This is a genomic window from Myxococcus sp. CA033 (genome assembly GCF_013336625.1).
Lineage (GTDB): Bacteria > Myxococcota > Myxococcia > Myxococcales > Myxococcaceae > Myxococcus > Myxococcus llanfairpwllgwyngyllgogerychwyrndrobwllllantysiliogogogochensis.
In genome coordinates this window covers 1,208,793-1,235,054 of record NZ_JABUMU010000001.1, presented here as the reverse complement: position 1 = coordinate 1,235,054, position 26,262 = coordinate 1,208,793, and the positions used below count along the sequence as shown (strand labels likewise).

The window sequence follows — 26,262 nt, the reverse complement described above, 5'->3', positions numbered from 1 at the left end:
CTTGACACGTCGCGTTGCCCCCTCGCAGAGTGCGGCGTCTTTTTCCCGACGTCCTGTTGGCGGGTGTCTCCCGCGCGGGTGAAGCTCCTGATTCCCATGCTCAAGAACAACCCGATGATGAAGAAGCTCGTCGAGACGGGCGAGGAGCGCGTCGGCAAGCTGGCGCAGCAGCTCCTGTCGAACGAGAAGTTCGTGGCGACGGTGCAGACGCTGGTGTCGCGCTCGCTGGCGGCGAAGGGCACGTTGGACAGCGCCCTGCGCTCGGCCCTGTCGGCGATGAACCTGCCGTCCACCGCGGACCTGGAGCAGCTGCGCGCGAAGGTGGATGACCTGGAGCGGCTGCTCGCGTCGGTGGAGAGCAAGGTGGACACCCTGGTGGCGCAGAAGGCGCCGTCGTCGAAGAAGTAAGCACCCGGACCCGAGCCGGGGAGTCCAAGGCCCATGCGGCGCATCGCCTTCATCAACGAGAAGGGCGGCACCTGCAAGACGACGCTGGCGGTGAACACCGCCGCGTGGCTCGCGAAGGAGCGGGACTTGCGGGTGCTGCTGGTGGACCTGGATACCCAGGGGCACGCCGGCAAGGCGCTCGGCCTGGACGTGCGCACGCTTTCTCGCAACGTCTTCCACCTGTTGACCGACGACACGGTCCGCCTCGAGGACGTGGTGCGCCCTTCGGCCGTGCCCGGGCTGGATGTGCTGCCCGCGTACAAGGAGATGGCGGACTTCCCCGTGGTGGTGGCGGCGGACGCTCGCCGGGCCCACCGGCTGGCGGACCGCCTGGAGGCGGCTCGGGAGGCGGGCTACGACGCCGTCGTCTTCGACTCGCCGCCGTCCATGGGGCTCACGACGCGCAACATCCTGGTCGCCGCCACGGAGGTGGTGGTGCCCGTGGCGCTGACGTACCTGGCGCTGGACGGCTGCGCGGAGGTCGCGGACACGGTGCGGCAGGTGGGCGAAGCCGAGGGACGTCCGGAGCTGAGCGTCACCAAGGTGGTGCCCACGCTGTACCGGAAGACGGCCCTGGCCACGGCGATTCTGGAGCGGCTCCGGGCGTACTTCCCGGACTCACTGGCCACCACGCCCCTGGGCTACGACGTCAAGGTGGACGAGGCGCAGAGCCACGGGAAGACCATCTTCGAGTACGCGCCCCGGAGCCGAGGGGCGCGGATGCTGTCGGCCATCGCCGCGGAAATCCACGGTGGGCCCGCTCCCCGGAAACGGAAGCGGGCGGCGCGAGCCGACTAGGGCTCCTGCTTCTTCTGCTGCTCGAACTGCTCGAGCTTCTTCTCCAGCTCCTCCAGACGCTGGGTGAGCGACTGCATGTCGCGGCCCAGGGCGGGGAGGTTGCCGGTCAGGTTCTCGACGACGTGCTTGACGCGCTCGTCGATCTTCCGCTGCCAGTCCTCGAAAGCGCGCTGGCTGGCCTTGAGCAGGTCGGCGGGGGACAGGCCACCGGCGGTAGCCGAGTCAGCGGCCTGCAGGGGCTCCTCGGTGGTGGCGGCGGCTTCGGGGATGCCCGCCTTGGCGGCTTCCTCGCGACGCAGGAGCTTGTCGAGACGGGATTCCGCTTCCTCTCGGATGGAGGCGACGCGGGGAGTGACCTCCTTCTGGATGAAACCAGAGATGGACTCGCCGGGGTGACGGATGATTTCCCGGAGCACCGACAGCGGCATCTGGTTCTTCTTCTTCTCCTCCTCGAAGATGATCTGCGCGAGGGTGACCGAGGTCAGGTCTTCTTTCGTGCGGTTATCGACAATCCGCACCTCGGTGCCCTCCTTGATCATCGCGGCGATCTCATCCAGCGTCACGTACCTGCTCTCCACGGTGTCGTAGAGTTTTCGGTTCGTGTACCGCTTGATGATCTTCGGCTCCTTGCTCGGAGCGCCTGCTTGCTCGGCCTCGCTCATCGGTCTCTCCGCCCCTTTTGGGCTCGACTCAAAGCCAGCTTCCGTGTCTGAGTCTCGCAGGGGCGAACCTCGTACCAGAGGGGTTGGAGGCGAGCAAGCAGCGAGAACCCGACTCGCCGTACTCGCCCGGTGGCCCTATACTCGTCCCCGCCCCAGGCCTGAATGATCGTCAAGTGCGCGCGGTGCCAGACGCGGTTCAAGATCCCCGACGAGAAGGTGACCGATAAGGGGGTCAAGGTCCGCTGCACCAAATGTCAGAACACGTTCCGCGTCACCCGCGAACCTGGCGGGGAGGATGCCGGTGCGTCCTCGCCTCCCTCCTCGGCCGGGCAGGCCGACCCCTTCGCCGAGTTCGGTGTCGCTCCCGACCCCAAGGGCGTGGAAGTCACGCGCCCCGGCTTCTTCGCCCAGGGCGTCGCGGCCACGCGCGCTCTGTCGGGCTCGCCGTCCTCGTCCGAGAACCCCTCCTGGAACAGCATGGACGGGGAACTCGATACGGAGGACGGAGTCTTCCGCGAGCCCACGCGCATCGGTCCGATGCCGCGGCCTCCGCTCCAGGCTTCGGGCGCGCCGGGTGTCGCCGCGGCGCGCAACGGGGGCGCCGTGCCCCTGCCCGCACCGCCCGAAGCCATTCGTCCACCTGTCGACACTTCGACGGGGCTGTACGGCGGCGCGGTGCCCCCTCCTGTCGAGGATGGCGCGCCGATGCCGGCTGGCGCCGTGCCCTTGCCGGGCTTTGCCCCCAGTTCCCCGCGGGCCGGGCCGGGAGTTGCCTCCCCTCGGAGCGCGCCACCGGGTGGGATGGCGGCTCGCGCCATGCCGCCGCCCCCTCCGCCCGCCGCATTGCGCCAGGGTGGGGGAGCCGTTCCCCCGCCGCCGCCCGGCTCGGGGGCTCTCGCGGGCAGTGCTTCGCCCCCGGCGCCCGACGCGGACGACCCGTTCGCTGACTTCCTCTCCGCCCCGATGCCTGGGGGCGCACAGGATCCATTCGACGCGCTGCCCGCGCCCGTGACGGGGCCCAGCATCGCCGACCGACGCCCGTCGGCTCCCGGCGCGCGAGCGGTTCCTCCCGCGCCGCCCGCCGTGGAGGACGACCCGTTCGCGTCCATCGACATCGACGACTCGACGATGGTGGGCAGTCCGCCCGCCCAGGCCGCGCCCGTCGCGTCCGCTCCTCCCAGCGTGGAGGACGACCCGTTCGCGTCCATCGACATCGACGACTCGACGATGGCGGGACAGCCGTCGTTTTCGCCGGTGGCACCTGCTTCACGCGGGGCGCCGCCGAGTGCCCCGGCCGCGCGCGGTGGCGCGGGGGCTCCGTCGGGAGCACGTGCGCCCTCGGCGGGTGGCTCCGCGCCACATGCTGCTCCGGCGGGAGCTGCTGTCGCGGCGCCACGTGCGGCCTCGGTGGGAGCACCTGTCGCGGCGCCACGCTTGGCACCGGCGGGAGCACCTGTTGCCGCGTCCGCACCACCTGCCGCCCCGACGGGAGCATCTGTTGGCGCGTCCGCGCCGCGTGCGGTCTCGGCGGGAGCTCCCCTCACCGCGCCTCCAGCGCGCGCTGCCCAGCCGGGAGCCTCCTTCACCGGGCCCGACGACGCGACGCAGGCGGGACGGCCTCCGCATCAGGGCGCTGCTCCGTCGGCCCGTGCGGCGCTGTTCTCCGGGCCTGAAGACGCGACGGTGCCCGGCCGTCCTCCGCTCCAGTCTGCGCCCGGAGGCCCGGACCCGTTTGGTGCGCTCGACCTCGGCGACGCGACGATGCCCGGCCGCCCTCCGCTCCAGTCTGCTCCGGGGGGCGCGGACCCGTTTGGTGCGCTCGACCTGGGCGACGCGACGATGCCCGGCCGTCCTCCGCACCCGGCCGCCGGGGCGGGCTTCGAGTCACCCTCGGCGCCGCCCGCGGGTGCCCAGGACCTGTTCGACCTCTCCTCGGACGGCGACTTCGGTGAGCACGCGGGCCTGCAGCCCTCCGACACCGGGCGCGCCGCGCTGTTCGGCACTTCGTCCCAGGGCGCGCTCGGGCTCGATGACTCCCAGGCGCACTCGACGGGTTCACTCCTTGACGACGTTCCTCCTCCGGAAGAGAGCCTGGACTTCGGAGGAGTCACGCTCGGCCGCATTGGCGGGGCGGGAGTGGGGCAGCGCGAGGTGCTCGAACTGGACCCGCAGATGTCCGCCGCGCCCGTGGTCTCCGTGGCCAAGCCCACGGCTCGGCCGGAAGACGTCGGCATTCCCCAGGCCCGGCCGCCGAGTCGCGCGCGCAAGGTGACGGCGCTGCTCGTCAACCTCATGGTGGCCGCGGCGCTCGTGGTGGGACTGGGCGCGGTGGGCAGCGTCTATCTGAGCGAAGGTCGACTGGACCTGTCGGTGCTGTCGCCCGAGAACCTGCGCGCCCTCGTCGTCCCCGCCCCCAAGCCGCTGGTGGCGCTCGACGTCTCCAACGGCCTGTTCGAGACGCAGGCGGGGCGCCCGCTCTTCTTCATCCGGGGTGACGCGGAGAACCGGACCGCGTCGGCGACCCACGTCCGCGTGCGAGGCGCCCTCTTCGATGGCGACCAGCGCGTGCGCTCCGTCGAGGGGCTCGCGGGGCTGGTGGCGACTCCCGAGGAACTCCACGCCGTGGGCAACGCGGAGGCGGCTCAAGCGCTGCGCAAGCGCCTGGACGCGGGCGCCGTGTCCGTGGCGCCTGGGGCCCGCGTGCCCTTCCTCCTCGTGTTCCACGAGTATCCGGCGGCCCTCGGGAGCTTCCGGCTCGAAGTCACCGTGGAGGCCGTCCCGCCACCCGCCGAGGCCGCTCCCGCACCCACGGAGGCCGCGCCGCCTCAGGCACCCGCCCAGGCCGCGCCCACGGAGTAAGCGCCATGCCCTCAGTGGACGACGCACGCAACGTCGCCAGGTTCCTCCACGCGCTGGGTGGCGGAGCCGAGGTGCGCCGCAAGGCCGCCGCGAGGGAGCTGTCGCGCGGTGACCCGTTCGACGCGAATGAGCTGGTGGGTCACCTCATCTCCCTCTCGCGTCACGGCTGGGAGCCCGCCACCTGCGTGCTGTCCGACTTCCTGGCCGCGCTGGAGCAGGAGGCGGAACACATTCCCCACGTCACCGAGCTGCGCAGGCTCGCGCACGTGCAGGCGCTCGACTCGGTGGCGGACCTGTTCGCCCAGGGCCCGGCGAAGCGCGAGATGAACCCGGATGCCGCCGCGCGGGCGGACGCCAACGCCTTCTCCCAGTCGCTGGGTCACCTCAAGCAGCAGGCCCGACTCACCCGGGACCCGGACACGCTGTCGCGCTTGGCCACCGTCAGCAACCCGTCCGTGCTGCGCAACGTCCTCATCAATCCGCGACTCACCGAGGACCTGGTGGTGCGCATCGCCGCCCGCCGTCCGGCCCGCCCCGAGCCCTTGCTGGAAATCTGGAGGTCCGCCCGCTGGTCCGTGCGCCATGCGGTGCGCCGCGCGCTCGTCTTCAACCCGTACCTGCCCCCTGAAATCGGCGCGAAAATCGTCCCCCTGCTCAACACCAGTGACTTGCGCGAGCTCACGTCGAGCACCGCGCTGCACCTGTCCCTGAGGGAGCAGGCCGCGCGACTGCTGACGGAAGGGCCCGCGGCGCAGCGACCCGAGAGCGAGGAATCGCCCGAGCCCCCACGCGGAGCCCGTCACACCCACGACTGAACGGGAGTGGAAGAGGGGACGAGCGGACGAGCGGACTAGCGGCGGCGAGGTGAGTCGTGCTCGCTGTACTCGGCGTCGGTGGAGCCCCGGCGCGAGGACGGCAGCGACTTCGCGTCGACCAGGTCCTCGCCCTTGGACGCCTTGCGGAACGAGTAGACGAACTTGCCCACCGCGTTGCCAAGCTGACCCATCCGGGCGGCCGAGAAGACCACCAGCAGGATGAAGCCGAGGACGATGATTTCTCCGAGGCCGAGGCCCAACATGATGAGGGCACAGTGCAGCAAAGGAGCAGGGGAGGCAAGCCGCGCGTCCACCCGTGGACGCCCGTCCGCTCTTCTGCTGCGCACGGACCGGCTTCCATCGCACACTGCGGCCCATGCTCCTGCTTGCCCACCGAGGCGCCTCGGCTGACGCCCCCGAGAACACCCTGGAAGCCTTCGCCGAGGCCGCCCGGCAGGGTGCCGACGGCGTGGAGCTGGACGCCATGGTGTGCGGCTCGGGCGAGGTGGTGGTCTGCCACGATGAGCGGCTGGAGCGGCTGGCGCGGCTTCCCTGGGAGGTGCGCCACACGCCCTGGTGGAAGCTGCAACGCGCCGACGTGGGGACGTCACTGGGCTTCGCTCCGGCGCGCATCCCCCTGCTGGAGGATGTGCTGGACGCGCTACCGCCGCAGCTCATCGTCAACATCGAGCTGAAGTGCGACCGGTTCGACGACGACGGGCTCTCCCAGAAGGTGGCGGACCTGGTGCGCCGCCGGGGACTGGCCGAGCGCGTGGTTGTCTCCAGCTTCAACCCGCTGTGCCTCTTTCGACTCCTCGCCGTCGCGCCCGAGCTGCGGCGGGGCTACCTCATCGACCCGGACCGGCGCTGGGGCGTGCACGCGTACGCGGTGAGCCCGCTCGTCTCGTCCCACTCGGTGCACCCCTACTACGAGGACTGCACTCCGGAGCGGGTCGCCACCTGGCGCGCCGCGGGGCTGCGGGTGGCCACCTGGACGGTGGACGACGCCGCGAGGGCCCGCGTGCTGGAGCAGATGGGGGTCAGCTACCTCATCACCAACCGGCCCGGCGCGCTGCGAGAGGCCCTGCGCGCCGCGGCCTGACCGCCGTGCCTAGAAGTCCAGGCCGAGCGTGGTGCTGAAGGCGAATACCGCCGGGAGACCCCGGTCCTCCAGCGCGTTCGGATTGTCCGCGCGAGGCGTCTCGACGCTGCCCGTGCGCGTGAGCGACAGCTCCGCGCCCAGTTGCAGCACGCCGCCGATGAAGCGCACGCCGCCGTAGATGCGCTGGTTCACGTTGTCGCCGAAGGACACCTTGGCGTAGTTGTCCGTGCCCGTCAGCGCACCGCGCGAGTCGCCCACGGTGGAGTCCTCGTAGCTGCGCGAGGGGTCGAAGTCGAGGCGGCTCGTGGTGGCCCCGACGAAGCCCAGGTCCAGGCCTCCGTAGGGCGTCAGCGTCACCATGCCGCCCAGGGGGAACTGCTTGCCCACGCCGATGTCCAGGCCCATCACCGTCAGGCTCAAGTCCCGGGCGCCGAACAGCTTCGTCACGTGCCCGCGCAGGCCCACGTCCGGCAGCCACGTGAAGCCTTCGTTGACGGCCCACTTCACCTCGCCGGTGGCCACCACCTGACTGCTCTTCTCCACCCAGCCCACGCGCCCGCCCAGCTCCAGCGAGAAGGGCAGGCCCTTGCGCACGTGGAAGGAGGGGATGAGCACCGTGGAGGGCTGCTCCGGGTTCTCCGTGGGGATGCGCACGCTGTCCGGCAGCGACACCACGGACAGCTCCGCGTTGACGGCCCAGGCCGAGTGCCCCGTCGTCTCCGGCGGCATCAGGTTCGCCGAGGTGATGGCGGCGCCCATGACGCGGGCGAAGGCGCGGAAGTTCGCGTTCGCGGCGGCGTTGGTGAGCGCTCCGCCCTGCATCGCCTTCGGATCTCCGAAGTCGGCGATGCGCAAATCGTTGTCGTCCGCGTATGCGGTCGCTCCCGAGACACACGCCGCCAGGGCGAGCCACCGACTGAACGTCCGCATTCGAGTCACCGCCTCCCGGGAACCCGCCGGCCGGGGGCGCCCCACAGCGGCGGACGCTAACGCCAGCCCGCGAGGAGCGTCAACAAAACGGGCGGCCCTTCCGACGAGTCTCGTGAGGAGAACCCACCGGAAGGGCCGCCCGGAAGGCGGCGCCGCGTGTCGTCAGACGCCTACTGAGGCTGCGGCTTCACCCCGCCGGGGCTCTGGCCCGTGACTTTCTGGGCGACTTCCGCCGGACGGCGGCGGATGACCAGGGTGCGGCGGCTGGCGAAGTCGGTGCTCTCCCGCGCCACCACCAGCACATTGTTGTTGCCTTCCTTCAGGGTGAACTCGGTGGAGAACTTCAGGGTGTTCGGCTCGCCACCCTTCGGGTCCACGCCCTTGAAGTAGACCTTCTGGTCGTTGACCAGCACGTAGACGTCCAACAGGCCGTTGGGGTCCGTCACCACGCCGGACAGGGTGAACTTCTCCCCGTTGGCGACCAGGCCGCCCGCGGACGGGTCCGCGTCCAGCTTGATGTCCGGCGGGCGCCGCGTCGTCGTCCACGCCAGCTTCGGCTGCACGGGCTTGCCCGTCTTCACCTCGCGGGCATCCTGGGCGCGCACGAAGGCGAAGCGGTTCTTCTCCAGCTCCACGCGGAAGAAGCCCTTGTTCGCGGCCTCCACGGGCAGCACCGCGGCCGCGTTCAGCTTCGCCACCGTGCGGCCCCCTTCCACGGGCGAGCCGAGGAACTCCGTCTTCTCCGCCACGCGCACCGAGCCCTTCTTCGCCTCGAGCGTCGCCACCGGAGCGTCCTTCACGGGCAGCTCCATCTTCTCCATGACGAACTCCTCCAGCGGCTCGTCGATGATGGCCAGCTTCAGCGGGAAGGTGTCGCCCTTGTAGCCCTTCTTCACCTCCACCTGGAACCGCGCCGTCTTCGTCTCGCCGGCCTTCAGCTCACCCAGCTTGAAGCGGCCCTTCTCGATGAAGATGTTCGCGTCCCCGCCATTCTTGATTTGCGTGAAGGAATCCATCGCGACGCCGGGGCCGACGTTCGTCACGTCCAGCAGCACCGCCACCGACTCGCCCCGCTGCACCGTGCCGTCGCCGTTGCAACTGGCGCAGTCATCGACGACCTGCCAGTTGAAGGCGAAGGACGGCCGCGGCAGCTCCGCGAAGTTCAGCTCCGACACGCGCGTCTCCGGCAGCGCGCCCTGGTCGTCGAAGAAGCGCACCGTCACGTCGTCGCGGCGGCTGGTCAGGTCCTTGGGCAGCCGGACCTTCACCTTCCAGGACTTCTTCTCGCCCGGGTTGAGCGCGCCGAAGAGGAACTCGCGGCGGTCCAGGAAGGCGTTGTCGCTCTCCGTCCAGGCGCGCACGCGCTTGAGCGGCTCGGCGCCCTTGTTCTCCGCCGTCACCACCATCTCCAAGAGCTCGCCCGCGTGAATCTTGGTGTCCGGCGTCGGCGTCAGCGTGCCCGTCAGCTGCACGTTCTTCGGCGTGGGACCGGCGCTCCAGTCCACACCCAGCGCGGCGATGGCGGCGTTGATGCGGGTCTCCTCTTCACGGCGCTTCTGCTCGATGAAGGCCTTGCCCTGCTGCAGCTGCTGCTGACGGGTGGCCGCCGGGGCCTTCAGCACGTAGTCCCGCGCGAACTGCACCTCGAAGTCCTCCTTGATCTCCTCCTGCGACTCCGCGTCCAGCTGGTCGTCCAGGTCCTCGCCCTGGCCCGCCACGTCGAGCAGCGGGTCGTTCTCCCCATGCGGCTTCTTGTCCCCGTCCTTGCTCGCGGCGACGGCCTTGGGGTTCTTGGGCTCCTCCTTCGCGGCGACCGCCAGCTTCTCCTGCTGCTTGGGGTCCACCTTCAGGTACTTGAGGCTCTCGCGCGGCTTCTCGCGGTCCAACACGTCCTCGCGCTTCTTGGCGACGGTGGCCGAGTCCGGGTTGCCGAAGTGTTGATCCAGGTCCGCCTCGCCCATGGAGCGGCGCGACGCGAACACGTCCACGCGCTCGTCGGTGACGCGGGTGGGCACCAGCTGGATGTCCGGGACGATGCCCACTTCCTGGATGGAGACGTCGCCGGGCGTCAGGTACTTGGCGATGGTCAGCTTCAGCGCGCTGTCGTCCGGGAAGTCGTACAGCACCTGCACGCTGCCCTTGCCGAACGTCTGCCGGCCGATGATGACCGCGCGGTTGAGGTTCTTCAGCGCGCCCGCCACGATTTCCGACGCGGAGGCGCTGCCCGCGTTGACGAGCACCGCGATGGGATAGGTGTCCTCGCCCTCGGTGGGACGCGCGCGCTTCTCCTCGCGCAGCTTGTCCGACAGGCCCACCGTCGCGACGATGGTGCCGTTGGACAGGAACGTGTCGGACACCTGGATGGCCTGCTCCAGAAGGCCGCCCGGGTTGCCACGCATGTCCAGCACCAGGCCCTTGAAGCCGCCCTTGGCGTCCGCCTGCTTGCGCAGCTCACCCAGCGCCGACTCCAAATCCCGCGTGGTGTTGCCCTGGAAGTTCTTCAGGCGGATGTAGCCCACGTTGCCGGAGAGCATCTTGTGCTGGACGCTCTCGATGGAAATCATCGCGCGGGCCAGCGTCATCACGCGGGGCTTGTCCCAGCCGTCGCGCTCCACGGTGATGATGATGCGGCTGTCCACCGGGCCGCGCAGCTTGGACACGGCCTCGTTGAGGTCCATGTTGACGGTGGACTCCTCGCCAATCTTCTTGATGCGGTCGTCCTTCTGGATGCCGGCGCGGTGCGCGGGCGTCTTGGGCAGCACCTTGACGACGGTGAGGTTGCCCTCGCGCATCTGGATGACGAAGCCCAGGCCGCCGAACTCACCCTTGGTGGACAGCTTCATCTCCCGGTACAGCTCCGGGCGCAGCAGCACCGAGTGCGGGTCCAACGTGGACAGCATGCCGTTGACGGCCGCGTACTCGATGTCGCGCGTGTCCTCGATGGGACGCATGTTCTTCGACAGGAAGTCGAACACGTCCTTGAGGGCGAAGGACATCTTCCACAGCGAGTCGACATGCCCGATGTCGAACTCACGCGTCTTGCCGTTGACGTTGACGGCCAGCTTGCCCGTCTCCGGGTTGCCGTCCACCAGCACGTCCGGAACGCTCTTCTCCACGTACTCGAGCGAGGAGATCATCATCTCCTTCGGCTTGATGCGCTTGGGGTCGACGTAGTTTTCCTTCACGTAGAGGATGACCTTGGTCAGCACGCGAAGGCTGTTGAGGTCGTGGGGTGCCTTCTCGCCCTTGGCGGAGGGCAGGCTGCCATCCCAGGTGCCTTGTCCCTGCCCGGCCTCGGCCGCTCCCATCATCAGCGGAATCGGCGCCCGGTGACTGCCCACGAGGGCCCAGGCGCCGAGGAGCACGGCAACAGCGGCGATGCGGCGGAGAAAACGCGGCATGTGATTCATCCAAGCTGGAGCGCTTGTGGGCGCCCCGGGGTGTGGCGTGAAATGCCTAGAAAATCCGAACGTTTGAAACGGTAGCTGGGCATTGAAGCGGCCGGGCAAGCCTAATCACGGCTTTCTGGTGCTTCAAGGCATCGACTCTCCGCTGAAGAGGCAGAACGTCCCTGGCGGGCACTGCGTTCCCGCCTTGGAGGGACCGACAGCCGGTGGAGGCGTTTATTTCAGGGCAGCGCCCCCTGGCTGCTCGTGGGCGGAGGCGGCAGAAGGTTCGCTTCGCGCAGCCCTCGGTACATGAGCGTCCCGGCGACGATGGCCACGGGCAGGAAGAAGGTATTCAGGATGGGAACCCAGAGGAGCAGGTAGACGCCCGCTCCCAGGCCCAGGGTGAGGGCCCGGTGCTGGCGGAGCATGCGCCTCACCTCGGCGAAAGGGTAGAGGTGACGCGTCATGGGGGCCGCCAGGAACTCGCCCGCCATCCAGGTCATGGTCCACAAGGCGCCGAGCACCGTCCACAAGAGGCTGCCCACCCCGGGCAAGAGGTGGAGCGGCAAGAGGAGCGTCAGCCCGGCGAGCAGGAAGAACAGCCGTGCCAGGGTGTGTGCAAGCCCCGTGACGATGCCCCGCACGAAGCTGGACAGGGTGAAGGGCGGGCCGTCGCCTCCCCCACAGAGGGCCTCGGTGGCCTCGGAGAGGGGGTCCTGGAGGGGGGCCAGCAGGAGCGGGGGGACGATGTTGGCGCCCACCACCCACAGCACGAGGCAGGACAGGACGAGCACCGTGTACCAGGCCCCCCGGCCATACCAGGACTCGGGCTGGGTCCAGAGGGAGCCCAGGGCCCCCGGGGCGTAGTGCCACAGGAGCCAGGCCAGCCCCACGAGGGCGACGGCGGTGACGGCGGCGCACAGGGCGGACAGGACGAAGAGGCGCCGGGAGCGGAAGATGAGGCCGAAGGCCCGGCCGAGCAGGCCCAGCCCCTGGAAGAAGTCGGCCAGGCGGGGCTGCGGGGAGATGGAAGGGATGGGGGATGGGGGGGGCATGGCGGGGCCGGTGTGCAAATCGAAAGCGGCTCTGGAGTTACACGTTATATAGGGCGCGCTCATGTCCCTCGACCTCAAGCGCGCCAACTCCGAGCCGATCACCTCCGTCGACCTGCTGGTGTCGGGTTTTCGGTCCGCCGAGAAGCCCCAGGGCCACCTTCGTCTGGGCCTGGAACACGAGAAGCTGCTGTTCCCCGTGGGTTCAGACGCTCCTGTCCCTTACGAGGGTCCGTCCGGAGTGGGGGCCCTGCTGAACCGGCTGGCCCCCGAGGGCTATGTCCCCTTCCGGGAGACGCCCGAGTCCCCGGTCATCGCCCTCCAGCGGGAGCGCGGCGAGGCGACCATCTCCCTGGAGCCGGGTGGACAGTTCGAGCTGTCCGGCAGCCCCTTCCACACGGCGCGCGAGGCGCACGCGGAGAACCTGGCCCACCTGAAGCAGGTGAAGGCGGCGGCGGGGGAGCTGGGGCTGCGGCTGGTGACGATGGGGTACCGCCCCACGGGCACGACGGCGACGATGCCGTGGATGCCCAAGTCGCGCTACCTGGTGATGCGGCGCACCCTGCCGGAGCGGGGCCAGCTGGCGCTGAACATGATGTTGATGACGGCCACCGGACAGGTGTCGCTCGACTGGAAGGACGAGGCGGACTGTGTCCGGAAGACGGTGGTGGTGGCGCGGCTCTCCCCGGTGATGAACGCGCTGTACGCCAACAGCCCGCTGGTGGACGGCAAGCCCTCTGGCTACCTGTCCTACCGCAACCGCGTCTGGGACGAGGTGGACCCGACGCGCTGTGGCTACCTGCCCGCGTTCTTCGACGGCTCCTTCTCGTACCGGGCCTATGTCGAATGGGCGATGGACGCGCCGCTGCTCTTCCTGCGCCGCGAGGGCCAGTACCTGCACCCGAAGCTCACCTTCCGACAGTTGCTGGAGCAGGGCTTCGAGGGACAGCCCCCGGACCTGGCGGACTGGACCGACCATCTCTCCACGCTCTTCCCCGAGGTGCGCCTGAAGAAGGTCGTCGAGGTGCGCGGCGCGGACTGTGGAAACGCGGCGATGACGGGCGCGCTGGGAGCGTTGTGGCGCGGAATCCTCTACGACGCCACGGCGCTGGACGAGGCGGAGCGGTTGTTGCCGAAGCTCACGTACACCGAGCACCTGGCCTTCCACGACACCGCGCGCCGCGAGGGGCTGGCCGGGAAGCTGGGCACGCACGAGCTGTACCGGCTCGCGGAGGAGATGGTGGGCATTGCCCGGCGGGGTCTGCTGCGCCTGGACGCTGCGGACGCGCCCCTCCTGGACCCGCTGGCGGAAGTGGCCGCGTCGAAGCGCTCTCCCGCGGCGGTGCTGCTCGAGGCGTGGGCGAAGAACCCACGCCCCGAGACAGTGCTCTCGCTGGCGAGCGTGTGAAGCGAGGCCGCTAGAAGCGGCCGCCCAGCGTGAGGTTTGCGTTGAAGAGGCTGCCCTTCGCCGCGCTGTTGGTACCTGGGCGGTCGACGACGTCCTCGCCGCCCAGCAGGCGATAGGTGGCCCGGGCCCCCGCGAACAGGACGCTGCCGAAGCGATAGTCCACGCCGGCGGCGAGCGGAATCTCGGTCATCCAGTCGTTCTGGTAGACGTCGTCCGCGCCGTCGGAGGGGTCCAGGTAGCTCAGGCCGAAGCCCGCGCCGACGAAGGGCCGCCACTTCTGGTCGATGAGCGGCCCGGCCTTGGCCAGCACGCCGAAGTTGTTGCGCCACAGGCCCGCATCCTCGTCGTCGATTCGACGCGAATCGATGGGCAGGCGTTGCAGCTCATAGCCCACCTCGATTCCCACGTACTTCCACGCCTGGGCGTCGGCGTTGATGCCGAAGGTCGCGCCCACGCCGACGTCCTCGCCCAGGTCTCCCGTGAAGCTGCCGAGACCCAGTCGCACGTCCATGCCGACCTCCGGCTCCTTCTTCATGTCCAAGGCCCCGGCCACTCGCTGGGCCTCAATCGCGAAAGCCGGGCTCGCCAGAGCCATGGCTGCCACGGCGACTCCTCCCACCATCGAACGTCGCATCGCATACCTCCCCGAAGTTTCGGTCAGCGACAAGGTGGGCATCCGTTGAGTCGGCTACAGAGAGGGCCCGCTGGGTTGGCGGTGGACCGCCGGGCCCGCGAGGAGCCGGACGGGAAGGCGCTCAGCGGCGGCCGAACAGCTTCTTCAACCCGGACAGCAGGCCACTCGGACGCGCCTCGGGCTCGCCAATCAGCGGCGAGCGGGCAACGAGCGCCTCGCGCCCCGCGTCGTCCAGGTCCTCCAGGGAGAGGGAGACGGGCTGGCGGCGGACTCCGGGCAGCGTGGCTTCCAGCGAGAGGGCTCCGTCGGCGGAGAGCGAGAAGTGCAGCTCCACCTCGCCCGCGCGCTCCACGTTGAGGGAGAGCCGACCCAGGTACTCGTTCTCCGCCGCGAGCGGCGAGGGGCCCTGGAAGAGGGCGAGCTCCAGGGGACCCGGAGCGATGGGGATGACGAGCGTCTTGCCGGCGGGCAGTCGTGTCGTGCGCTCGAGCACTCGGCGCAGGGTGCCTCCTCGCTCGGCGACGCCGATGGGCGCGGAGAGCACCTCGGAGACGGAGGCGGCGGGCTTGCCGCCTTCAGCCAGCACGATTCCGCGGCCGAGCAGCGCGGCGCCCAGGGCCACGCCGCCTCGGGCGTCGACGTCGTCGCGCACGGGGACGCCCAGGCTTTCCTCCAGCCGGCGGCGGACCAGGGGCGTGCGTCCCTGTCCGCCCACGAGCAGCACGGCGTCGAGGCCCTGGGGCGAGAGGGCGTTCGAGTCGAGCACCTCGCGCACGACGGACGTCACGCGCTGGGCGAGGTCCGCGGTGAGGGCCTCCATGCGCTCGCGGGTCAGCGGGGGCACGGTGCCCGAGGGCAGGGTGACGTCCACCTGTTCGCGCTCGGAGAGGGCCACCTTGGCGGCCTCGGCGGCGGTGCGCAGGGGGCCCCAATCGAGCGCGTGTTCAGGGCGGGGAATGCCCTGGTCCGCGAGGTCGCTGGCGAGGGCTTCCGCGATGCGGGCGTCGAAGTCCAGGCCACCCACCGTGGGGTCGCCGCCGGTGGTGATGACCTCCAGGTCGTCGCCGGTGACTTGCACCACGGCGACGCCGAGTCCTCCGCCGCCCAGGTCGATGACGAGCACGCGCTTGCGAGCCAGGCCGCGTCCGTGTCCGTGGGCCAGGGCGGCCGCGGCGGGGGCGGTGAGGATGCGCTGTGCGTCGAGCCCCGCGAGGGTGGCCGCGTCACGCAGGGCCGCGCGCTGGCGGTCCGTGAAGTGGGTGGGGGCGCAGATGACGGCGCGGGTGGCCTTGCGTCCGACGAAGGTCGTGGCGGCGTGCTTGAGCTCGCGCAGGAGCAGGGCCGTGAAGAGGGTGGGCGCGACGAGCCGGCCACCGAGCTCCACGCAAGCATCGCCGCTCGGGTCGGCGGCGACGGGGAAGGGGAGTTGTGGGGCCAGGGCGCGGAGTCGGGGGGAGCGGGCGCGCAGGCCGAGCAGGCGCATGAGGCCGGGCGCGGCACGGCGGGGAGCGCGCATGGCTTCGACTTGAGCCGCCGGGCCGACGAGCAGTTCGTCATTGCCGTCGACTGCGACGAGCGCGGGAAGTTCGTGGCCGTCCGTGCCCGGGAGCGGAACGAGTTGAGCGACGCCATCGTGGAAGACAGCGACTCGTGCGTGTGAGGTGCCCAGGTCGATGCCGAGCACCACCTCTGGAACGGCGGGGGAGGTGGAGGGCGCTGAGACAGGGACCTCCAGGAGCGCACGGCGGCGATTGCGCGCGGTATCGGCGTCCTGGGGGGCGGGTGGTTCGGTGGGCTCGGTACGTGCCTCGGTGGCGGGGCGCGGCGAGGTGGCGGGGGCTGGCTCCGCGCGAGCAGGGGCGGGTGTGGTGGCCCCCGGGGCCTGGTCGGTGGGAGCCGTGTTACCGGCTTGAAAGGCCGGTGTCGTGGGGGCTTGCTCGGCCGTGGTCGCTGGCTGGGTGGCGGAGGCCGTTGCTTCCGTCGAGGAGGCGGAGTTGCTGGTGCTGGTTCGAGTCTCGGTCGAGCTGAGCGCAGTGGGCTCCGTGGGGCCTTCTGCTGCGTGCTCGGAGCGTGGCGTCGGCGATGGCGCGGAGGTGGAGTCGCTGGTGGTGGCTCGCGCCTCGGCTGCTCCGAGTGCGGTGCTCGCCGTAGTGACTTGTGCTGCGTGCTCGGAGCGCGGCGTCGGTGCGCCTGTCTCTGCTGCGGAGGTGGACTCGCTTGCGTCGGTCGCGCCGTGTGCAACTGGCGCCGAAGAGGACTGTGCGGCTGGTGTACCCGTGTCGGCGTACGCAATGTCCGCGCTCCGCGCGGCTGGATCCGTGGAGCCCTCTGCGGTTGTGGGCTTCGGAATTACCGCTGTCGTCTTCGTGTCGGTCAGTGCCTCAGACGCCCCGTGCACGGCAGGCTCCGTGGACGACCGTGCGGCCAGGATGCCTGCTGGCTCGGTGCGAGCCGGCGGCTCCGTGGAGAAGCGGTCGTCGCTGGACTCGTGCGGCTTGGTGCCTGCCGCAGACGGGGTGACTGCAGGCCTGGTGCGAGCCGAAGGCTCCGTGGAGGAGCGGTCGTCCCTGGTGGCGGGCGGCTCAGTGTCTGCCGCGGGCGGGGTGACGGATGGCGCAGTGGGGGTCGGAGGCTCCGTGGCGGAGCGGTCGTTCGTGGTCGCGGGCGGCTTGGTGTCTGCCGCAGACGGCGTGACTGCTGGCTCAGTGCGACCTGAGAAATCCGTGGAGGACCGGGCCGCTGTGGTGGCGAACGACTCAGCACGTGCCGAGGTGTCTTGCGCTGTCTCCGACGCCGCGTTCTCGATGCGCGACAGTTCCGCTGCCGTGGACTCAATGTCGGTACCGACGTTGGTCTGGGTGTGAGCAGTGGAGACAGGGGCAGTCGTGTCGTTCGGCGACTCGGTACGTGCCCGCAGGTTCGTGGACACGGCTGCCTCGGTGGCAACCCTGGCCTCGACATGCGATGCGAGTGACCGAGTTGAGCTCTCTTCCGTGGCGGCTGATTCAGTGCCGCTGGAGCTGGCCGTGATGCCCCACGGGTCTATGTCGCTCGTGGGCTCGATGGGCGACGTGGGTGTCGACTCGACGCGAGACGACGCCGCAACTGCGTGAGTCGGTGCCACTGAGGTGTTCGTCGGCTCGAAGCGTTTGTCGTCGGCGCCCTGGGGGCTGGAGGACGAAGGCTGCTCCTCGGTGCCCGGAGCCAGCCCGGTGGTCGCGTCGAGAGAGGGAGGGGCAGTCACCTCGGAGGGACTTGCCTCCCATGCTGGGACCTCCGGCGTTCCGAACCAGGGCACCTCGGACGACGTGTCCTCGGTGGTACCCGAGGCTCCCGCGCCGGAGCGATTCAAGGAGGCTTCGGGTGCGACGTTCGCGGAGGTCCCCGATTCGAAGCTCAAGCCCGCTTCCATCGCGTCAATCGACGAGGACGCGAAGTTCGAGGGCTGTTCCTCGGCGCCGGCTCCGGAGGCCGCGTTCCTTGTGCCTGGGTCGTGCTCCTGGACGAAAGCGTCGGACGCAGGGGCCGCGCCGAACGTGGGTGCGCTCACCGCGCTCGTTGCTGATTCCGAGGAAGGGAAGAGGTCGCGGGGCGCCTGGGCTGTCCCTGCGTCCAGGATGCGTTCGTCCGTTGCTGGCGCCTGTGCGGGCTGCTCCGTCGACCCCGCGCCCTGCTCACTTCCTGTCGAGGGCTCATCCTCATCGGGATCAAACAAGCTCGCGGTGATGTCGAAGTCGAGTTCGCGATCTTCGTCAGCGGCGAGAGAGGTGGCTTCGGAGGATGTGGATGCCGTGGTCGCGGCACTCTCCGTCCACGAGGACGATGCCTGCTCGGTCGTGTTCCCGAATCCTGGAGATGTGTCGGCGGCGCTCGCGTTGAACGAAGCCGCATCCGACGGCTCACCCTTGCCATGGTGTGGCACTGGCGGTTCCGCTTCGGGTGACTGGTGAGGAGTGGTGTCCTCGACGTGCCGCGCGGTATCGCCGGTGTGTGGGCTCAGGGCCTCGCTGGACGTCCCGGTTTCATTGCTCGCCGGAGCGAAGTGGCCGCCGTGCGGAGTCTCCGGGGTGTTGTCGCTCTCGGTGGCGAAGGAGCTGCCTTGAGCAGCCTCGGTGGCGAAGAAACCGCGCGGTCCGGTCTCAGGGGCAGCAGGAGGACTCTCCGCCTCGCCGCGCTCATCCTGGGACGCCGCTACGTGCGCCGGCGGCTCGGGTGGGCGGACTGGAACCGGCTTGGGTGCCTGCGTCTTGCGAACCAGTCCAGGGACGGTCTGCTGCGGCTCCGGGGCGGCCCGACGCGCGACCACACGGTCGACGAGCGCCTTGCTCGCGGCGTCCAGTTTCACGAAGCGCACCGTCATCCCAGCGCGCCCGCCGCCTGCGTCCACCTGCGACTTCACCACCACGCCTTCGCCGCGCAGCAGTCGGGTGCCATCCGCGAGGACGAACTCGAACGCCAGCCCGGTGCCCTCGGGCTTCAGGGCACGCGTGGCGACGAACACGCCTCCGCGCGCCACGTTCGAGCCGTACTTGTCGACGAACTCCTCCTCCGTGCTGTACGGGAGGCGGATGCGCAGCGGAAGCAGCTTGGACACAAGCCCGCTCATCGCAGGGGGATCCGCACCTCTCCCCCCGTCCCTTGCATGATCAGGTGCAGGGCACCTTCCCGCAGGGCCGGCGGGGGGAGCTCGAACAGGAGGATGATGTCGGCGCGCTCTTCAGGGGCCCAGGTGCGGCGCAGCGGCCGCGTTCCCGCGAGCACCTGCGCGTCCCGGGCCAGCGCATACGACGCGCCTTGCGCATCCACCACCGTGGCTGACTCCAGGTCCAGCGTCACGGGCTTCGGGCCCACGTTCTGGGTGACGAACTGCACGCGGAGGAACAGCTCCTCCGTCGTCACGCTCATCTTCCCCGAGCCCTTCGCCGAGTGAGAGGACTCCAGCCCGGTGAGCTTCACCGCCACCGAGTCCACATGCACCGTGGCGTTGCCCTCGGGCACGCCCAACTGTCGGGGCGCGGCCTCTTCCAGTCCCGCGGCGAGTCCCGCGAGCTGGGCGTTCGGCGCGCCTCGGGTGGCCTCGGGTCCATGGGCCTGGCGACCCCCCTGGTTCACCCGGTCCACTTCCTGCCGCAGCTTCTGGAGCGTGCGCTCATCCGCCGTGCCCAGGGCCTCGGACGAGGGCTCCTCCTTCGTGCAACCCCCGATGAGGAGGGCCGCAGCCAGGAGGCGCGCCACCGGCGCCAGCACGAGAGAGGCGCGAGCGCTCACGCGTTGCCCGCTCCCTTCACCAGCTCGTACAGCTTCTCCAGAGCGGCGGGCAGCTTCGACGCGTCGGGGCCGCCAGCCTGCGCCATGTCGGCCTTGCCGCCGCCCTTGCCGCCGACTTCCTTGGCCATCTCGCGCACGAGGTCTCCCGCGCTGATGCCCTTGGCCACCACGTCCTTCGTCAGCGCGACGAGGATGATGGCGCGGCCGTCCTTTTCGCCGCCAATGGCGATGACGCCGGAGCGCATGCGGTCGCGAAGCTGGTCCGCCATGCCGCGGAACACCTTGTCGTCCGCCGGGTCCACTCGCGTGGCGAGCACCTTCATGCCGTTGACGTCGCGCGCCTGCTCCAGCAGGTCCTTGCTGCCGGCAGTGTTCGCCTTCACGGCCACTTCCTCGACCTTGCGCTCGAGCTCCTTCACGCGCTTCTGCGCCGCTTCCACGCGCTTGACCACGTCCTTGGGGGACGTCTTCAAGAGCTCGGCCGCCTTGCGCAGCTCGTGCTCCTGCTCGCGCACGTGCTGGAGCGCGCCCACGCCCGTGAGCGCGATGATGCGGCGCACGCCGGACGCCACGCCGCTCTCGCTGGAGAGCTTGAACAGGCCGATGTCGCCGCTGCGCCGCACATGCGTGCCGCCGCACAGCTCGGTGGACTCCGGATGCACGGTGACGACGCGCACCGTCTCGCCGTACTTCTCGCCGAACATGGCCACCGCGCCGGACTTCTTCGCGTCCTCGAGCGCCATGACGCGCGTCTCGGCCGCGGCGTTGTCGCGAATCCAGCCGTTGACCAGGTCCTCGACCTTCTCCGCCTGCTCGGCCGTGACGGGCCCGAAGTGCGAGAAGTCGAAGCGCAGGAAGTCCGGCGCCACGACGGAGCCCGCCTGCTTCACGTGCTCGCCCAGCACCAGCTTGAGCGCCTTGTGCAGCAGGTGCGTCGCGGAGTGGTTCGAGCGGATGGCCTTGCGGCGCTCCACGTCCACCGCGGTCTGCACCATGTCGCCGACCTTGAAGGTGCCCTCGGTGACTTCCACGGAGTGGACGATGAGGCCCGGCACCGGACGCTGCGCGTCCTTTACCTGCGCCACAGCCTTGCCGCCGTGGCCCACGATGTTGCCGCTGTCGCCGAGCTGACCGCCGGATTCGCCGTAGAAGGGCGTCCGGTCCAGCACCAGCTCCACCTTGTCACCCTGGGACGCCTGGACCACTTCCACGCCGTCGCGAATCATCGCGCGGACGCTGCCCTCACCCTCGTGGCCCTCTCCCTCGTAGCCGAGGAACTCGGTGGTCCCGAGCTTCTCCACGAGCTTGAGGTAGACGTCGCCGATGGCCTTGTCCTTGTTGAGCTCGCCGCCCTTGCCGCGCTCGGCCTCCTTCACCAGCTCCGCATCGAAGCCGGGGATGTCCGCGTCGAGCCCGTGCTCACGGAGGATGATCTGCGTCAGGTCCCACGGGAAGCCGTAGGTGCCGTGGAGCAGGAAGACGTCCGCGCCGGACATCAGCGTCTCGCCCGCCTTCTTCATCCGGGCGACGCTCTCCTCAATCATCTTCATGCCGCGGCTGAGCGTTCGCCGGAAGCTCTCCTCCTCGTGCTCGGAGACCTTGAGCAGGAAGGGACGGCTCTCGCGCAGCTCGGAGTACGCGTCACCCATCACCTCGATGACGCGGTCGACGACCTTGAAGAAGAAGAGCTGGTCCAGCCCCAGCAGCGTGCCGTGGCGGATCGCGCGGCGCATGATGCGGCGCAGGACGTAGCCCCGGCCCTCGTTGGAGGGCTGCACGCCGTCCGCGATGAGGAACGCCGCCGCGCGGCCGTGGTCCGCGATGACGCGGTGGGAGGCGCCCGTCTCCTGCGAATACGGCTTGCCGGAGACCTCGACGACCTTCGCGATGATGTTCTGGAACAGGTCCGTGTCGTAGTTGGAGCGCTTGCCCTGCGCAACGGAGGCGATGCGCTCCAGGCCCGCGCCTGTGTCGATGGACGGCTTGGGCAGCGGAATCAGCGGCGCGTCCTTCTCCTTGCGCTCGAACTGCATGAACACGAGGTTCCAGATTTCGAGCCACCGGTCGCAGTCGCACGCGACGCCCTGACACTTGCGGCCCGCGGCTTCCTCGACACAGGGGATGTCGTCACCCTGGTGATAGTGGATTTCGGAGCAGGGACCGCACGGGCCCGTCTCGCCCATGGACCAGAAGTTGTCCTTCTTGCCGAGCTTGTAGATGCGGTCGCGAGACACGCCCTGCTGCGCCCACAGCTCGAACGCTTCCTCGTCCCAGGGGATGCCGTCCTCGCCGTTGAACACGGTGATGGACAGCCGCGCCTTGTCGAGCCCGAGCGTCTTCGTCACGAACTCCCAGCCGTACGCAATCGCGTCCGCCTTGAAGTAGTCGCCGAAGGAGAAGTTGCCGAGCATCTCGAAGAACGTGTGGTGCCGGGCCGTGTAGCCCACGTTGTCGAGGTCGTTGTGCTTGCCACCGGCGCGCACGCACTTCTGCGACGTGGTGGCGCGGCTGTAGTCGCGCCGCTCGCGGCCGGTGAAGACATCCTTGAACTGGACCATGCCCGCGTTGGTGAACAGCAGGGTCGGGTCGTTCGCCGGCACCAGTGAGGAGGAGGGGACGCGGCGGTGTCCACGCTCCTCGAAGAACTTGAGGAACGCCTCGCGAATCTCGGAGGCGGTCAGGGCGGAAGGCATGGTGTGGGTATATGCCACAAGAGGAGGCCGCGCAGGAGTTCTTGGAGGTTGCATGAGGGGGAGGACGGCCCGGGAGGGGGGACTCCGACAGCCCTGGCACGCCTGGACGGCAGGTGGGGTGGGGGGCGGGAAACACCGCGCCACGCCCGCGTGGGGTCCGCCCCTCAGTGTCCGTTCGCGGCCTTCTGCTTCACCACCCGGGCGGGGGCTCCCGCCACCACGGCCATGGGGGGCACATCCGAGATGACCAGGGCGCCAGCGCCAATCACCGCGCCGTCTCCCACAGTCACCGGGCCGATGATCTGCGCGCCCACGCCCACATAGACGTTGCGGCCGATGCGGGGGACTCCCGCCTCGCCGCGTCTCGGCTCAACGCTGACGTTCTGGGAGAGGAAGCTGCCTTCGCCCACTTCCACCCCCGGCGCCACCACCACGCCCACGCCGCCGTAACCCAGCCCCACGGAGGCGTGCAGGCGCGCGTCGATGTCCACGTGGCAGTGCAACAGCCGGTCACCCACGGCGGCCACCATGCTCGGAAGCACGGGCACGCCCAGGCTCTTCAGCCGCCTCGCGGCCCGGTAGAAGGTCAGCGCGTCCGGGCCCATGCCCCACCCCGCGCCACCCCCCAGCGACCGGACGGCGTCTCAGCCAGGAGGCGGTCCTCGCCCACGCTCGCCATCCCGAGGAGGGAGGTGGGGGGAGACAGGGAAGCCGTCCAGGGTGAAGGGCGCGTCGTGGCCATCGCTCCGCGCCAATCTAGGGGACCTCCTGGCTCGGGCCAGCCGCTCGTTCGAGAGGCCCTGGGGAGCGTCCGCCAGCGAACCTCCGACGGTCCGCGCCGGCCCTGGAGTGCCACTGGGCGGACACTCGGCTCGGTGGCTCACGGGGGCGCGTGCTTCAGGAGGCCGCGCTCTCGCGCAGCCGCTTCAGGGCCTCCTCGACGTACTGGACGCCCTTGGGCGTGATGGCCTTCCCCTTCTTGGTGTCCTGCGCGTAGCCGGCGTGCAGACGCAGCGCCTTCGCGGCGTTGGGGGCGGCGTAGGTGACGCCCAGCTCGCCCCAGAAGCGGGACGTCGTCCCCGACGTCACTTCCAGGTCCAGCTCCACCGCCCGGGCCAGGTACAGCGGAATCAGCGAGCGCACGAGCTGATCCTTCAGCTTGCCCGCGGAGCGCAGCTCCTCGTGACGGGGGTGTGCGCGGAGCGCTTCCATCAGTTGGCCCACGGCCTGACCCGTGTCCGCCGAGGACGCCGCCTGGGACGCGGGAGCCGCCTCGCGCTTCTTCGCGCGGGCCTTGCTCCGGGCCGGGCTCTTGCCCGACTTCGTGACGGAGGCCTTGGCGGCGGGCTTCGCGGACTTCACGGCCCGGGTCTTCTTCGCCACCTTCGGGGCACGAGGCGCCGGTGGCTCGGCGGCGACGGCTTCGGCGGGAGGACCGTCCACCTCGGAGATGGGGCGCGGGCGCGGTGTGCGCTCGACGCGCGTGGACTCTGGCGCGCTGGGAGGCGCGGCGGCCACGGGGGCAGGGGACGGCGAGTTCCGCCGATCCACGTGACGGGGTGCGGAATGGTCGGCACCGTTGCGGGAAGGGGCCTGCGGGCGCGCATAGCCCAGGCGCGAACGCACCTCTTCCACCACGCCGCTCAACCCCACTTGCTGCAGCAGACCTTCCAACCGGGAAGCGAATGACACCGGGCATGCCCTCCTGGACGTGCGCACGTTACCCCAGGATGGCCCCAGGTCGGATCCACCCTGCCTACGCAAGCAGGGAAGGTGGGTGTGCGTGGACCGGGCATCCTGCAACTGTTCGTCAGCGGGCAGACGGCGCTACACTCTCCGTCGTCCCCGCCATGCGGCTGCCTGCCCTCCCCCTCCTCGTGTTGCTCGTCGTGCCCGGTGTGACCCTCGCCCAGGGGGACACCCGCCTTGCGTTCCTCGGGCGCCAACTCACGCAGGGCAAGGACCCCCGTTCGCGCTCCCAGGCGGCCCTGGTGCTGGGGGCCACCGAGGATCCGGAGGCCGTGACGCCCCTGTGTGGCGGCCTGAAGGACCCGAGCGAGCTGGTGCGCGCGGCCGTCGCCAAGTCCCTGGCGAAGCTGCAGGAGTCCTCCGCGCTGCCCTGTCTGGAGGCCCACAAGACGGAGGCGGACGCGACGGTGCAGGCTGCCGTGCGCGAGGCGGTGAGCGCGCTGAAGGAGTACCAGGCACGACCTCCGCGCTTCTACGTTTCGCTGGAGGGGATGAAGGACCTCACGCGCTCGTTGCCGGCCGAGCTGGTGAAGGCCACCGAGGCGCGGTTGCGCTCGCGGCTGATTCGCCGGGGCGCGCTGCTGGCGCCGGCCAAGGAGTCCAAGGCGGCGGCGAAGGGGGCGCTGAAGAAGCTGGGCCTGCATGGCTATCGCATCACCCCGGAGGTCCATGCGATGGAGGGAGGCGGGTTGCGGGTGGCCATCGTCTGCCTGAGCTACCCGGACCTGTCCCTGCTGGGGCAGGTGGATGTGAAGGCCGCGGGCGCGCAGCCGGCGGACCTCCTCAAGGCGCTGGTGCCGCGCGCGGTGGAGGAAGCAGCGGAAACCTTCGAGTGGAGCAACGAGACATGACGACGAGCACGACGGCGCACGCGGCGGCCCCGAAGCGGCGCTGGCGTAACTTCCTCCTGGATACGAGCTTCCAGCTCAAGCTGACCGCGTACATGGTTGGAGTGACGGTGGTGCTGTCGGCCCTGCTGGGCGTGTTCCTGGTGCGCTCCGCCTGGGCGCTGATGCGGGAGACGGCGACAGCGGTGGAGGCCCGCTCCCGGGCCGCCGAGGTCAGCCGGGAGTTGTCCGGCGCCACGCTGTCCAACGAGCTGCTCGCGCGGATGGACGACCCGACGTTCGAGGCCACCTTCCGGGAGAAGGCGCAAGGCATCGACGCGGCCTACGAGGCGGAGCGGGCCGCCATCGTCGAGCAACGCGCGGAGCTCGAGTGGCGTCAGCGCGCGACATGGTGGGTGCTGGGGGCCTTCCTGGTGGGCTTCATCGCCGTGGTGGCGATGGGCACCATCGTCGTGACGCACCGGGTGGCCGGGCCGCTGTTGCGCATCCGGCGCATGGTGGGCGACGTGTACGAGGGCAAGCTGCGCCCGCCGCAGTACGGCCTGCGCGACGGCGACGAACTGCGGGAATTGTTCGACGCGACGCGGAGCATGATGCAGAAGCTGCGGGACCAGAGTGAAGAGGATGCTCGGGTGCTGGCGAAGGCGCTGGAGACGGCGGAGCGCTCCGGTGTGCCGGGAGAGTCGCTCGATGAGCTGCGCGCGCTGGAGTCCCGCTTCCGCGCGCGTCTGGAGGCCTGAGTCTCGTGAAGCCGTCCCCGGTCAGTGCTTCCGGGGACGCAGCTTGCGGAGCTCGGCTTTCATCTTCGCCAATTGTTGCTCGGCGTCCTTGCGCCACTGGTTTGCTTCCTCCAGGGCCTGCTCGATCTTTCGAAGACGTCGGGCCTCGGAGGCGAGACGGCGTTCGGTGTCCTTCCTCCGCTTGGCCTCCGCTTGTCGGCGCAGCCGGGCCTTCTCCATCCGGGCCTTGAGCTGGTCAATCATCTCGGTGGACTCGAGCAACAGCGTCTCACCGGCCCAGACGAACATCTTGTCGCCACGGACCTCGAACTCGAGCCCCAGCACCTTCGAGGTGAACCGTCCCTGCTTCGACCGAAGGGGGACATAGGTCCTGTCCTTGGCGGACTTCAGCCGGAACCCCTCCAGTCGCTCCCGACCCGCGTCGTAGATGAAGTATTCGCGGATGCCGAGCCGCGCGTTCCGCTCCACGTTGACCACGGCGTCCTTCTTCCGGTTGCCGCCCGAGTGAACCTCCATCACCCAGTCCAGGCCCTTGCCCTCATGGCTCACCAGCCACTTCTCACGAGGGTGTGGCTCGACGTCGAACACCACTAGCAGGTCCGGCGCGAAGCGGCGCTCCCCGGGGTAATACACGGGCAGCTCCGAGCCGACGTAGGCCTTGCGCCGCCGATGACGGAAGTGATGCCTGAGCACATCGAGCACCCGGTGCTTCGCGTCTTGATGCAAGTCCCCCTCGGGCGGCGACATCTCCCGGTACGTCACCTCCGCTGGCAGTGACTCCACCACCTGCGCCCTCTCCTCGGGCCCCATCGCGTCCCACGCCTCCTGGGTGGGCGCCCGAGGGAAGGCGTCACCACGAACTCTGTCC

The 26,262-nt window shown here is 69.9% G+C and carries 20 protein-coding genes and 1 pseudogene; 8 read left to right on the top strand and 13 right to left on the bottom strand.

What is annotated here, in order from left to right:
- The first annotated feature begins 96 nt into the window (after positions 1-96).
- A complete protein-coding gene (locus HUA78_RS04890) occupies positions 97-408 on the top strand; it encodes a hypothetical protein (RefSeq protein ID WP_141644921.1) in 312 nt (103 codons plus the stop codon).
- Positions 409-441: 33 nt separating this feature from the next.
- Complete coding sequence (locus HUA78_RS04885; protein WP_141644911.1) at positions 442-1,245, top strand: ParA family protein; 804 nt, start codon at positions 442-444, stop codon at positions 1,243-1,245.
- Here HUA78_RS04885 and HUA78_RS04880 read toward each other — a convergent pair.
- On the bottom strand, positions 1,242-1,907 hold the full coding sequence (locus HUA78_RS04880; RefSeq protein ID WP_174475742.1) for a polyhydroxyalkanoate synthesis regulator DNA-binding domain-containing protein: 666 nt from the start codon (positions 1,905-1,907) through the stop codon (positions 1,242-1,244). The genes HUA78_RS04885 and HUA78_RS04880 overlap by 4 nt on opposite strands.
- 162 nt (positions 1,908-2,069) lie before the next feature.
- On the opposite strand from HUA78_RS04880, the gene HUA78_RS04875 reads away from it, so the two are divergent.
- Both HUA78_RS04875 and HUA78_RS04870 read left to right on the top strand, forming a co-directional pair.
- A complete protein-coding gene (locus HUA78_RS04875; RefSeq protein ID WP_174475741.1) occupies positions 2,070-4,766 on the top strand; it encodes a zinc-ribbon domain-containing protein in 2,697 nt (898 codons plus the stop codon).
- Positions 4,767-4,771: 5 nt separating this feature from the next.
- Complete coding sequence (locus HUA78_RS04870) at positions 4,772-5,581, top strand: hypothetical protein (RefSeq protein ID WP_174475740.1); 810 nt, start codon at positions 4,772-4,774, stop codon at positions 5,579-5,581.
- Positions 5,582-5,616: 35 nt separating this feature from the next.
- Here HUA78_RS04870 and HUA78_RS04865 read toward each other — a convergent pair whose 3' ends face one another.
- The gene (locus HUA78_RS04865) at positions 5,617-5,844 is read right to left on the bottom strand and encodes a twin-arginine translocase TatA/TatE family subunit (RefSeq protein WP_141644922.1); all 228 of its coding nucleotides are present in this window, start codon (positions 5,842-5,844) and stop codon (positions 5,617-5,619) included.
- A gap of 113 nt (positions 5,845-5,957) precedes the next feature.
- On the opposite strand from HUA78_RS04865, the gene HUA78_RS04860 reads away from it, so the two are divergent.
- Complete coding sequence (locus tag HUA78_RS04860) at positions 5,958-6,683, top strand: glycerophosphodiester phosphodiesterase family protein (protein WP_174475739.1); 726 nt, start codon at positions 5,958-5,960, stop codon at positions 6,681-6,683.
- Between the two features lie 9 nt (positions 6,684-6,692).
- Here HUA78_RS04860 and HUA78_RS04855 read toward each other — a convergent pair whose 3' ends face one another.
- From HUA78_RS04855 to HUA78_RS04845, 3 genes are all read right to left on the bottom strand, one after another.
- The gene (locus HUA78_RS04855) at positions 6,693-7,613 is read right to left on the bottom strand and encodes a hypothetical protein (RefSeq protein ID WP_141644916.1); all 921 of its coding nucleotides are present in this window, start codon (positions 7,611-7,613) and stop codon (positions 6,693-6,695) included.
- 170 nt (positions 7,614-7,783) lie between these two features.
- Positions 7,784-11,023: an MXAN_5808 family serine peptidase gene (locus tag HUA78_RS04850; protein ID WP_141644917.1), complete on the bottom strand. Its 3,240-nt coding sequence runs from the start codon at positions 11,021-11,023 to the stop codon at positions 7,784-7,786.
- Positions 11,024-11,241: 218 nt separating this feature from the next.
- On the bottom strand, positions 11,242-12,057 hold the full coding sequence (locus HUA78_RS04845; RefSeq protein ID WP_174475738.1) for an EI24 domain-containing protein: 816 nt from the start codon (positions 12,055-12,057) through the stop codon (positions 11,242-11,244).
- A 61-nt stretch (positions 12,058-12,118) separates the two neighbouring features.
- On the opposite strand from HUA78_RS04845, the gene HUA78_RS04840 reads away from it, so the two are divergent.
- Positions 12,119-13,462 (top strand): glutamate--cysteine ligase, encoded by a 1,344-nt coding sequence (locus HUA78_RS04840; protein WP_174475737.1) that lies wholly within the window; start codon positions 12,119-12,121, stop codon positions 13,460-13,462.
- A gap of 10 nt (positions 13,463-13,472) precedes the next feature.
- Here HUA78_RS04840 and HUA78_RS04835 read toward each other — a convergent pair whose 3' ends face one another.
- The 7 genes and pseudogenes from HUA78_RS04835 to HUA78_RS04805 all read right to left on the bottom strand — a co-directional run bounded on the left by HUA78_RS04835 (position 13,473) and on the right by HUA78_RS04805 (position 23,749).
- Positions 13,473-14,057 (bottom strand): outer membrane beta-barrel protein, encoded by a 585-nt coding sequence (locus HUA78_RS04835; RefSeq protein ID WP_246137894.1) that lies wholly within the window; start codon positions 14,055-14,057, stop codon positions 13,473-13,475.
- 160 nt (positions 14,058-14,217) lie between these two features.
- A complete protein-coding gene (locus HUA78_RS46195; RefSeq protein WP_371745511.1) occupies positions 14,218-15,780 on the bottom strand; it encodes an Hsp70 family protein in 1,563 nt (520 codons plus the stop codon).
- Positions 15,781-18,453: 2,673 nt separating this feature from the next.
- Positions 18,454-18,702 (bottom strand): annotated as a pseudogene (locus tag HUA78_RS46190) (TIGR02266 family protein); the annotation flags it as partial.
- Positions 18,699-19,364 (bottom strand): hypothetical protein, encoded by a 666-nt coding sequence (locus HUA78_RS04820; protein WP_174475736.1) that lies wholly within the window; start codon positions 19,362-19,364, stop codon positions 18,699-18,701. The gene HUA78_RS04820 and the pseudogene HUA78_RS46190, both read right to left, overlap by 4 nt.
- Entirely contained in the window at positions 19,361-22,057 is a 2,697-nt protein-coding gene (alaS, locus tag HUA78_RS04815) for an alanine--tRNA ligase (protein WP_174475735.1), read from the bottom strand. Before alaS ends, HUA78_RS04820 begins: the two co-directional genes overlap by 4 nt.
- A gap of 164 nt (positions 22,058-22,221) precedes the next feature.
- On the bottom strand, positions 22,222-22,662 hold the full coding sequence (locus HUA78_RS04810) for an acetyltransferase (RefSeq protein WP_141647926.1): 441 nt from the start codon (positions 22,660-22,662) through the stop codon (positions 22,222-22,224).
- Between the two features lie 292 nt (positions 22,663-22,954).
- Positions 22,955-23,749, bottom strand: coding sequence for a hypothetical protein (locus tag HUA78_RS04805; protein WP_174475734.1), 795 nt, complete (start codon positions 23,747-23,749; stop codon positions 22,955-22,957).
- A gap of 158 nt (positions 23,750-23,907) precedes the next feature.
- On the opposite strand from HUA78_RS04805, the gene HUA78_RS04800 reads away from it, so the two are divergent.
- Both HUA78_RS04800 and HUA78_RS04795 read left to right on the top strand, forming a co-directional pair.
- Positions 23,908-24,657, top strand: coding sequence for a HEAT repeat domain-containing protein (locus tag HUA78_RS04800; RefSeq protein WP_174453006.1), 750 nt, complete (start codon positions 23,908-23,910; stop codon positions 24,655-24,657).
- On the top strand, positions 24,654-25,394 hold the full coding sequence (locus tag HUA78_RS04795) for a HAMP domain-containing protein (protein ID WP_141647923.1): 741 nt from the start codon (positions 24,654-24,656) through the stop codon (positions 25,392-25,394). The genes HUA78_RS04800 and HUA78_RS04795 overlap by 4 nt, the downstream gene beginning before the upstream one ends.
- 21 nt (positions 25,395-25,415) lie before the next feature.
- Here the strand turns inward: HUA78_RS04795 and HUA78_RS04790 are convergent, their stop codons facing one another.
- Positions 25,416-26,204 carry a Uma2 family endonuclease gene (locus HUA78_RS04790; protein WP_254623542.1) on the bottom strand — a complete coding sequence of 263 codons (789 nt, stop codon included), beginning with the start codon at positions 26,202-26,204 and terminating at the stop codon, positions 25,416-25,418.
- Between the last annotated feature and the right edge of the window lie 58 nt (positions 26,205-26,262).

Coding starts and splice junctions, on each gene's coding strand:
- HUA78_RS04835 (WP_246137894.1), bottom strand. CDS start 14,057: ATGGCTCTGGCGAGCCCGGCTTTCGCGATTGAGGCCCAGCGAGTGGCC.
- HUA78_RS04880 (WP_174475742.1), bottom strand. CDS start 1,907: ATGAGCGAGGCCGAGCAAGCAGGCGCTCCGAGCAAGGAGCCGAAGATC.
- HUA78_RS04810 (WP_141647926.1), bottom strand. CDS start 22,662: ATGGGCCCGGACGCGCTGACCTTCTACCGGGCCGCGAGGCGGCTGAAG.
- HUA78_RS04870 (WP_174475740.1), top strand. CDS start 4,772: ATGCCCTCAGTGGACGACGCACGCAACGTCGCCAGGTTCCTCCACGCG.
- HUA78_RS04850 (WP_141644917.1), bottom strand. CDS start 11,023: ATGAATCACATGCCGCGTTTTCTCCGCCGCATCGCCGCTGTTGCCGTG.
- HUA78_RS04790 (WP_254623542.1), bottom strand. CDS start 26,204: ATGGGGCCCGAGGAGAGGGCGCAGGTGGTGGAGTCACTGCCAGCGGAG.
- HUA78_RS04840 (WP_174475737.1), top strand. CDS start 12,119: ATGTCCCTCGACCTCAAGCGCGCCAACTCCGAGCCGATCACCTCCGTC.
- HUA78_RS04855 (WP_141644916.1), bottom strand. CDS start 7,613: ATGCGGACGTTCAGTCGGTGGCTCGCCCTGGCGGCGTGTGTCTCGGGA.
- HUA78_RS04800 (WP_174453006.1), top strand. CDS start 23,908: ATGCGGCTGCCTGCCCTCCCCCTCCTCGTGTTGCTCGTCGTGCCCGGT.
- HUA78_RS04885 (WP_141644911.1), top strand. CDS start 442: ATGCGGCGCATCGCCTTCATCAACGAGAAGGGCGGCACCTGCAAGACG.
- HUA78_RS04860 (WP_174475739.1), top strand. CDS start 5,958: ATGCTCCTGCTTGCCCACCGAGGCGCCTCGGCTGACGCCCCCGAGAAC.
- HUA78_RS04845 (WP_174475738.1), bottom strand. CDS start 12,057: ATGCCCCCCCCATCCCCCATCCCTTCCATCTCCCCGCAGCCCCGCCTG.
- alaS (WP_174475735.1), bottom strand. CDS start 22,057: ATGCCTTCCGCCCTGACCGCCTCCGAGATTCGCGAGGCGTTCCTCAAG.
- HUA78_RS04890 (WP_141644921.1), top strand. CDS start 97: ATGCTCAAGAACAACCCGATGATGAAGAAGCTCGTCGAGACGGGCGAG.
- HUA78_RS04795 (WP_141647923.1), top strand. CDS start 24,654: ATGACGACGAGCACGACGGCGCACGCGGCGGCCCCGAAGCGGCGCTGG.
- HUA78_RS04865 (WP_141644922.1), bottom strand. CDS start 5,844: ATGTTGGGCCTCGGCCTCGGAGAAATCATCGTCCTCGGCTTCATCCTG.
- HUA78_RS04875 (WP_174475741.1), top strand. CDS start 2,070: ATGATCGTCAAGTGCGCGCGGTGCCAGACGCGGTTCAAGATCCCCGAC.